We start from the raw sequence: 6812 nt of genomic DNA, 5'->3' as shown, positions 1-6812 counted from the left end.
GCGTTCCGTGGGGGAGTCAGCCCTCGGCTGCCCGTGTCAGCTGAGGGGCTCGATGGTTGGGCGGCGTCCCGCGCGGTCACGACCGGGTGGCTTTGAGAACGTCCAGGATTTCCTGCGTCGTGCCGGTCTCGCCCAGCCGGGGAAAAATCGTGCTGACGGAGTTTTCGTGGGCGTTCATGGTCAAATCAGTCATCGCGTCGAGTGCGAGGGTGACGTTAAAGCCGGATTCGTGGGCGCTCCGCGCAGTGGATTCCACGCCAATGCTCGTGGCGACACCCGTCAGGACAACTTGCGTTACTCCGAGGTCTTCCAAGAGCGTGCCAAGACCGGTGTTGGTGAAGGCGCCCCAGGTCTTCTTCGTGACAAGGTGATCGCTCGGTTGCTGGTTCAGTTCGGGCAGGAGTTCGGCGAAATCGGCGGGGAACTCCCTTCCTGCAGTGCTGCCTTGATCTGTCCGGCCCGGCGCGCCGCCGGTGACGTTCACCAGTACCACGGGCAGTCCGTGGCTGCGGAAGGCGTCAGCCAGTGCAGCGGAGTTCCGCACGATTGGCTCAAGGGGATGAGCCTTCGGGGACGCAACGATTCCCCGCTGAAGGTCAACGATGATGAGGGCGGTCTGTGGGTCCAACGTGGTGATGGGCATGGGTATCACGGCTCCAGAAGGCGTTTGAGTAGGTGGATAGCGCCGGGCAAGCGTTCCTGCTCGTCCGGCGTGAGTTTGGACTGGATGGTGCGGTAGAGCCAATCAGCTTTGGCCGCCCGGCTGGCGCTGATGCTCCTCCGGGCTTCGGTTGTGAGGGACAAGATCCGCTGGCGGCCGTCTGCCGGATCAGGGCCGCTCTCAACGAGTCCTGCGCTGGAAAGGGCGGAAATGATGGCGCCCATGGACTGGGGACGCATTCCCTCTGCGCGGGCCAGCGCGGACAGGGTGGCCTGACCGTCACGATCCAAATGGATCAACACGGCCTTTTGCGCATTCGTCAGGTTGTCCACTTGGGTCGGGTTGTCCACTTGGGACTGCTCACGCAGCCGCCTGGTCAACTGGCCAATGAGGACACGAAGCTCCGCGGCAGCTTCGAGCATGCCCGTCGCGTCTGTATCCGGGTGGGGTTCATAACAACGACGCTAGCAGATAGTAAGGCAAACTGAAAAGGTTGCCTTACTATCCTGGTTTTGTGGGGCCTGGACTGGTTATGTGGGCTCGGCGATCTCCACAGCTTCGCCACTCACGACAATTCCGCCTTGCGGGGGAATATCGACCATGAGGACACTCGGGCGGCCGACGTGGCTGCCTTGGTGCACAATCACTCGGGTTGGGGTCTGCACGAGCGAAAGCAACCGGAGGTATGCGCCGAAAGCCGCGGCGGCTGAACCTGTCGCCGGATCTTCAGTGATGGTTCCCACGGGGAAAAGGTTGCGCGAGTCGAACTCGCCGCCAGCAATCTCGCAGAGCGTCGTGACGGTGCCGGCCCAGCCCTGGGCATCCATCAGCGCGCGCATGGCATCCGGGTTGAACACGTAGGAGTCGAAGGTGCTCCGTTCGGCGAAGACCAGGATGGGGTGCCAGTTTCCGGCGAAAGCGACCTTCGGAGGGTAGCCCGGGTGCAGTTCGCTTTGGCCCACGCCGAGCAATCCGAGCAGGGAATCCAGGACGCCGTCGGAGAACTCGGCAATTTGGGGTTCCACGCTCGTGAAGCTTGCCGTGGCCTCAGTGCCGCGGCCCGCCGTCTCAATCACCACGGGCCCTACCTCGGTGTCGAATACAAAGGTTCCCGCACCGTCGCGTCCTGAGAGCGCGACAGCCAAAGCGATAGTCGCGTGGCCGCAAAACGGTACCACGGCGATGGGGGAGAAGTACCGCACACGGTTTCGGCGGGCGTCCCCGTCAACGGCCATCTCGGTGACAAAGACCGTTTCCGCGTACCCGATCTCAGCCGCGATTGCCTGCATCCGTGAGTCGTCCAGGCCGCTTGCATCCAGGACCACTCCTGCCGGATTTCCTCCTTCGGGGGTATCGGTAAAGGCGGCATAGCGCAGCACATCCGGGGTCTGTTCCATCCGGATATCGTCGCACGGAAGCCGCCGCCATGACCGAATTCAGCGTTCGACGGCGCTACCGGGCAAAGGGCGTAAAGGCTTGGGAGAATGAGGGCACGTAGCGTGGATCCAGAAGGGGTCCGCGGCCGTTGTTCGACGGGGTGAAACGACATGAGGTTGACGACAACGACCAACGTCTCAGTGGACGGCGACCTGCTGGTCCCGGGCAGCGGCGTCCTGGTCCGATGGCTGCTCGCCAACGACTTCGTCGACTAACTCGATTTGCTCACCTATCCCGTGATCGTCGGCCAGGGCACACGGTTGTTCCCCGAATCCGGTCCGGACCGGGCGCTGGAGCTGCTCAGCTCACGTACGACGCCCCGGGGCATCACCATCCAGAGTTATCGACCCGCCGGGTGTCCGGAGTACGCAACATCCACGGTGGATCCGGAGGATGTGTTCTGAGGCAGCCGGTGTGTGGCAAGCGTTGCGGCGTGAATATGGACTCGAAACGATCGCGGTTTGGATCCTGGTGGGGGAGGAGCCCCATGCTGGACCAGCGGAGCCCCGCCGGGAATTCCGTCTGGTGGGCAGCGTAACGCCACAACGAGCGCCTGCTATTTGCTTTTGAAGCTGAGCGTGTCCGCTCCAGCCGTCCAGGTCAGAGTGTCCTTCACGAACGACATTTCTATGGGGCGACTGAGGAATTGCGTGACCCATTGCTCCTGAGCAGAAGACTCGCCGGCGCAGCCCATTGCTCCAGCCGCGAGTTTGCCGAGTGTGAGGGTGTTCGCTGTGATGGTCGCCGGTCCACTGATCGGATTGCACGGGGTTTTCGCCGCGAACTGAAGCACCCCGTTGACGGAATACAGTTCCACTCTCAGCCCGCCTGCCGCCACCCAAGGCAGGGTGACGCCGTCGGATGTCCCCGAAATGCTGACGTATTGCGAACATGGGGCGGACGGCAGGAACGACGTGCACGTAACCACTGGAGGCGTGGAAACGGTCGGGGAAAGCGCTGGGACGTCCGGCCTTGTTTCGCCTACCGGGCCCGATGCACAAGAAGTCATTAGCAGGACGAAAAATAGTAGGCGAAAAGTGTTTTGCCACAATCGTGAATGCTTCATCGAATCCCCCTGAAGATGGAAGCTGATCGGAGCGTATACGTGGTCGGCGGCTTTGTCACTGGGCTTCGTTCGCCGGTTTGGTTGCCACTGCGCCCCGGGGAGAAGCGGGGGTCTGGCAGGACCGATTTCGGCACCTGTGCGGCCGTCGGAAGAAGCGGATGTATTCGCAGAAACGGGCGAACGGTCTTTCGCAACTTTACATAATGTAGATTATCGGCGTTAAAACCACGAGAGTGGGAGTAGCTGTGAGAACCCGTTCCTTTGTCGATTGCCAACCGGTCCAGCCGCTCGGTGAGCTCAGCGAAACGGACAAATGGGCTCCTACTAGAACTAGTAGCCCATCGCCTCAATTTGTGACGCAGAAGCTTTGAAAACCCGGAAACCGGTCGAGGAGCAGCTCCCCGGAAAACAGCCGATGCCCCTCAAAACGTCCACATTTCCACGCCCTGCCATTGTCAACGGCATCTTCGTCGCCAACAATGAAGCATGCCGGTCTACGTGAGGTCTCTGGAAACTGCCGTACCGCCCACAGTGCTTGTGCAACCACAGGCGCGCGACGTTTTTGCATCTCAACCCGGCCTGACACGGCTTGGATCCCGGCTGGTGCGAACCTGTTTTGATTCAGCAGCAATCGATACCCGATTCACCGCCGTCGCCGAATTGTCCCTTGATAACCACTCCGAGAATCCCTCGTTCTTCGACCCTGCCACGGGCCGTGTACTTAGCCCCAGCACCAAAGTCCGCAACGAAATCTTTGCCGTCGAAGCCACCAAATTGTTCATCGAGGCCGCCAAGCGCCGTCGGGAAATGTCCCGATATCGATTTACTTGACATAACCCATGTCATCACTGTTTCCTGCACGGGATTTTTCAATCCCGGCCCCGACTACAAAGTAGTCCGGGCCCTCGGACTCAGCCCGGCGGTACAGCGCTATCACCTCGGCTTCATGGGTTGCTACGCCGCGTTCCCCGCCCTCCGCGCAGCCCGGCAGTTCTGCCAGGCCGACCCCTCTGCCGTCGTCCTCGTCATCTGCGTGGAGCTTTGCTCGCTCCACGTCCGGACCTCAAACGATCCGGACACCATCATGGGCTCGGCGATCTTTGCGGACGGCGCGGCAGCCGCCGTCGTAACTTCCCGCGAACCCGAAGGGCCGGACCCGGTGATCAGGCTCGATCACTTCGAGACAGTCCTGACGCCAGTCGGCGAAGAGGCCATGGCCTGGAACATCGGAGACGAAGGATTCGAAATGGTTCTCGGCACGTACGTGCCCCACATCATCGAGGAACACATCACAGGCGCGCTCGAACCGTTGCTTGCCCGGGACCCCTCCCTGGCAGGACTCCCCTACCGGGACATTACACATTGGGCCATCCATCCCGGCGGCCGCAGCATCCTCGACAAAGTCGAATCGAAGCTTGAACTCACCGAAGAACAGATGATTCCCGCCCGCGACGTCCTTCGCGACTACGGCAACATGAGCAGCGCCACTGTGCTCTTCGTCTTGAAACACATCCTGGGACAAACTCCGGCAGAGCGGGAGGAACGCATCTGTTCCATGGCATTCGGCCCCGGCCTCACGGTGGAGACGGGACTGTTCACCAGGGTTTCCCCGACTCTGTGATGCCGGGTCTCTGATGCTCGCCCACCCCCGCGCTGGCGGCTTTCTCGGCGAACGGGATGTGACCGCGGTGGAAGACATGGACCGTCCCGATTGCGAGCTTGACCGGCTCAACCGGAGTTACGCGCGGTTTCCGATCGTCAACGCCGTAGTTTCCGGCTGGCGGGCCACCTACAGCTCACGGATCAAGCCTTTGCTCACGACGGCGGTGCCCACCACGGTCCTTGACATCGGCTGCGGCGGTGGAGACGTCGCCCGTAACCTCGCTCGTCGTGCCGCGGCGGACGGCTATCAGCTGGAAATCACCGGAATCGACCCGGACGAGCGCGCCTTCCAGTTCGCCAACTCCGCTCCGCCGGTGGAGGGCGTGAGCTACCGGAAGGCCCTCAGCTCGGAGCTCGTGTCAGAAGGTCGCACATTCGACGTCGTTATTTCCAACCATGTCCTGCACCACCTGACCACCCCGGAACTCGCCTCGTTCCTTCACGATTCCGAGCAGCTTTGCCGCCGGATTGCCCTCCACAACGACCTCAAACGCAGCCGCATGGCCTACGCACTTTTCTGGGCAGGATCCTGGCCCCTCGGCATCGGTTCCTACATCCACGGCGACGGCCTCACGTCCATCAGGCGCAGCTATACCGCGGCGGAACTTCGTGCGGCCACTCCCCCGGCCTGGACGGTTGAACCGAGCGGCTTGTGGCACAGCCTGCTGGTCTACCGGCCCGGCGAGGTCCGTGATGTTTGACGTCGTGGTGGTTGGAGCCGGACCTGTCGGGCTATGTATGGCAGCCCTGCTGCTGCAAAACGGGCACCGCGTCGCGGTTCTCGAAAGGCGCGCGACGTCGGGCCGCCAGACGCGCGCCATAGGAATCCATCCTCCCGCCCTGGCGGCCTTGGACGCAGTAGGTGCCGCACATCCCTTGGTCTCTTCCGGGGTCCGCATCACCCACGGTGCGGCTTACAGCGGTGGCAGGAAAGTTGCCGACATGGACTTCGCCCGCCCCTCCGCCGAGTACCCCTTCATCCTTTCCGTTCCGCAATACCTCACCACCCACGCCCTCGAGTCCAGGGTGATCGACCTCGATCCGGGAGCCCTCCACCGCGGGGTGCAGGTTGAGGAAGTCGTCGACGACGGCGGACACCTGCGTCTGCGGGGACAGAAATCGGGGGCTCCGGTGGAATTTCTAGGCCGCTTCGTCGTGGCCGCCGACGGTGTCCATTCCGCCGTCCGTGAGGGACTGGGTTTGGAGCCGCGTCTCCGCACCTATCCCGACTACTACGTCATGGGCGATTTCCGGGATGACTCGACGTACGGCGACAACGCCGTCCTCTTCCTTGAGCCCGGAGGAATCGTGGAGTCCTTCCCCCTGCCCGACGGCATCCGCCGGTGGGTGGTCCGGCTTGGCGCGCCGTGCCAGGAACCCACTCCCCATGCGCTCGCCGCACTTATCAAGAAGCGGACCGGCAGCGCGGTGGATTCCGCAAGCAATACGATGATCAGCGCGTTCGGCGTCACCTCCCGGATGGTCTCCCGCATGATCCACGGACGGGTCGCCCTGATTGGAGACGCCGCCCATGAGATCAGCCCGATCGGCGGCCAAGGGATGAACCTGCTGGTTGGACGCCGTTGCCTTGGCGCCGATCATCAGCGAAGCATTGCGAACATCCGCGGGAGGCCCTGCCACCAAGGAACTCGCTGGATTCGAGCGGGACCGGCAGCGTGCAGCGAAGAAAGCCATCTGGCAGGCCAGCCTCAACATGGCGCTGGGCCGCCCCTTGCCCCCGAAGGTCCTCAACGCAAGGAACGCGGTGATCGGCCGAGCCATCACCTTGCCGATGTTCTCGGAGCTTGTTGCCCGTAGATTCACGATGCATTGACACTAAGCTCAATCCATGGACTTTGAGACCCGCCCTCTGGCTGCCGGCCCGGACACCACGTTTACTGCCTCGGAAATCCGCAGCGCAGTCCAGGACTTGCTCGGCCTCGAAGGCCTCCCGCCCATCGTGCAGGTCGGCCATCCCGTGCTGCG

At 62.5% G+C, this 6812-nt stretch carries 7 protein-coding genes and 1 pseudogene; 4 read left to right on the top strand and 4 right to left on the bottom strand.

Annotation, left to right across the window (positions count from 1 at the left end; all coding sequences use genetic code 11):
• Positions 1-76: 76 nt before the first annotated feature.
• The 3 genes from AHiyo1_RS21940 to AHiyo1_RS21930 all read right to left on the bottom strand — a co-directional run bounded on the left by AHiyo1_RS21940 (position 77) and on the right by AHiyo1_RS21930 (position 2058).
• A complete protein-coding gene (locus tag AHiyo1_RS21940) occupies positions 77-643 on the bottom strand; it encodes a cysteine hydrolase family protein (protein WP_059389994.1) in 567 nt (188 codons plus the stop codon).
• A gap of 5 nt (positions 644-648) precedes the next feature.
• Complete coding sequence (locus AHiyo1_RS21935) at positions 649-1083, bottom strand: MarR family winged helix-turn-helix transcriptional regulator (RefSeq protein WP_059389993.1); 435 nt, start codon at positions 1081-1083, stop codon at positions 649-651.
• 108 nt (positions 1084-1191) lie between these two features.
• Positions 1192-2058 (bottom strand): PhzF family phenazine biosynthesis protein, encoded by an 867-nt coding sequence (locus AHiyo1_RS21930; RefSeq protein ID WP_059389992.1) that lies wholly within the window; start codon positions 2056-2058, stop codon positions 1192-1194.
• A 261-nt stretch (positions 2059-2319) separates the two neighbouring features.
• Between AHiyo1_RS21930 and AHiyo1_RS21925 the strand changes: the two genes are divergently transcribed.
• On the top strand, positions 2320-2502 hold the full coding sequence (locus AHiyo1_RS21925) for a hypothetical protein (protein WP_059389991.1): 183 nt from the start codon (positions 2320-2322) through the stop codon (positions 2500-2502).
• 152 nt (positions 2503-2654) lie between these two features.
• On the opposite strand, the gene AHiyo1_RS21920 is transcribed toward AHiyo1_RS21925, so the two are convergent.
• On the bottom strand, positions 2655-2915 hold the full coding sequence (locus AHiyo1_RS21920) for an META domain-containing protein (RefSeq protein ID WP_059389990.1): 261 nt from the start codon (positions 2913-2915) through the stop codon (positions 2655-2657).
• 735 nt (positions 2916-3650) lie between these two features.
• Between AHiyo1_RS21920 and AHiyo1_RS21915 the strand changes: the two are divergent.
• From AHiyo1_RS21915 to AHiyo1_RS21905, 3 genes and pseudogenes are all read left to right on the top strand, one after another.
• A pseudogene (locus AHiyo1_RS21915) lies at positions 3651-4785 on the top strand (type III polyketide synthase).
• Positions 4786-4798: 13 nt separating this feature from the next.
• Positions 4799-5527, top strand: coding sequence for a class I SAM-dependent methyltransferase (locus AHiyo1_RS21910; RefSeq protein ID WP_059389989.1), 729 nt, complete (start codon positions 4799-4801; stop codon positions 5525-5527).
• Positions 5520-6644 carry an FAD-dependent oxidoreductase gene (locus tag AHiyo1_RS21905; protein WP_340639372.1) on the top strand — a complete coding sequence of 375 codons (1125 nt, stop codon included), beginning with the start codon at positions 5520-5522 and terminating at the stop codon, positions 6642-6644. The genes AHiyo1_RS21910 and AHiyo1_RS21905 overlap by 8 nt, the downstream gene beginning before the upstream one ends.
• The last annotated feature ends 168 nt before the right edge of the window (positions 6645-6812 follow it).

Origin of the sequence: Arthrobacter sp. Hiyo1, assembly GCF_001263615.2 — a bacterium.
Classification (GTDB): domain Bacteria; phylum Actinomycetota; class Actinomycetes; order Actinomycetales; family Micrococcaceae; genus Arthrobacter.
The sequence above is the reverse complement of the archived record's forward strand: the minus strand, read 5'-3'. Positions and strand labels throughout refer to the sequence as shown.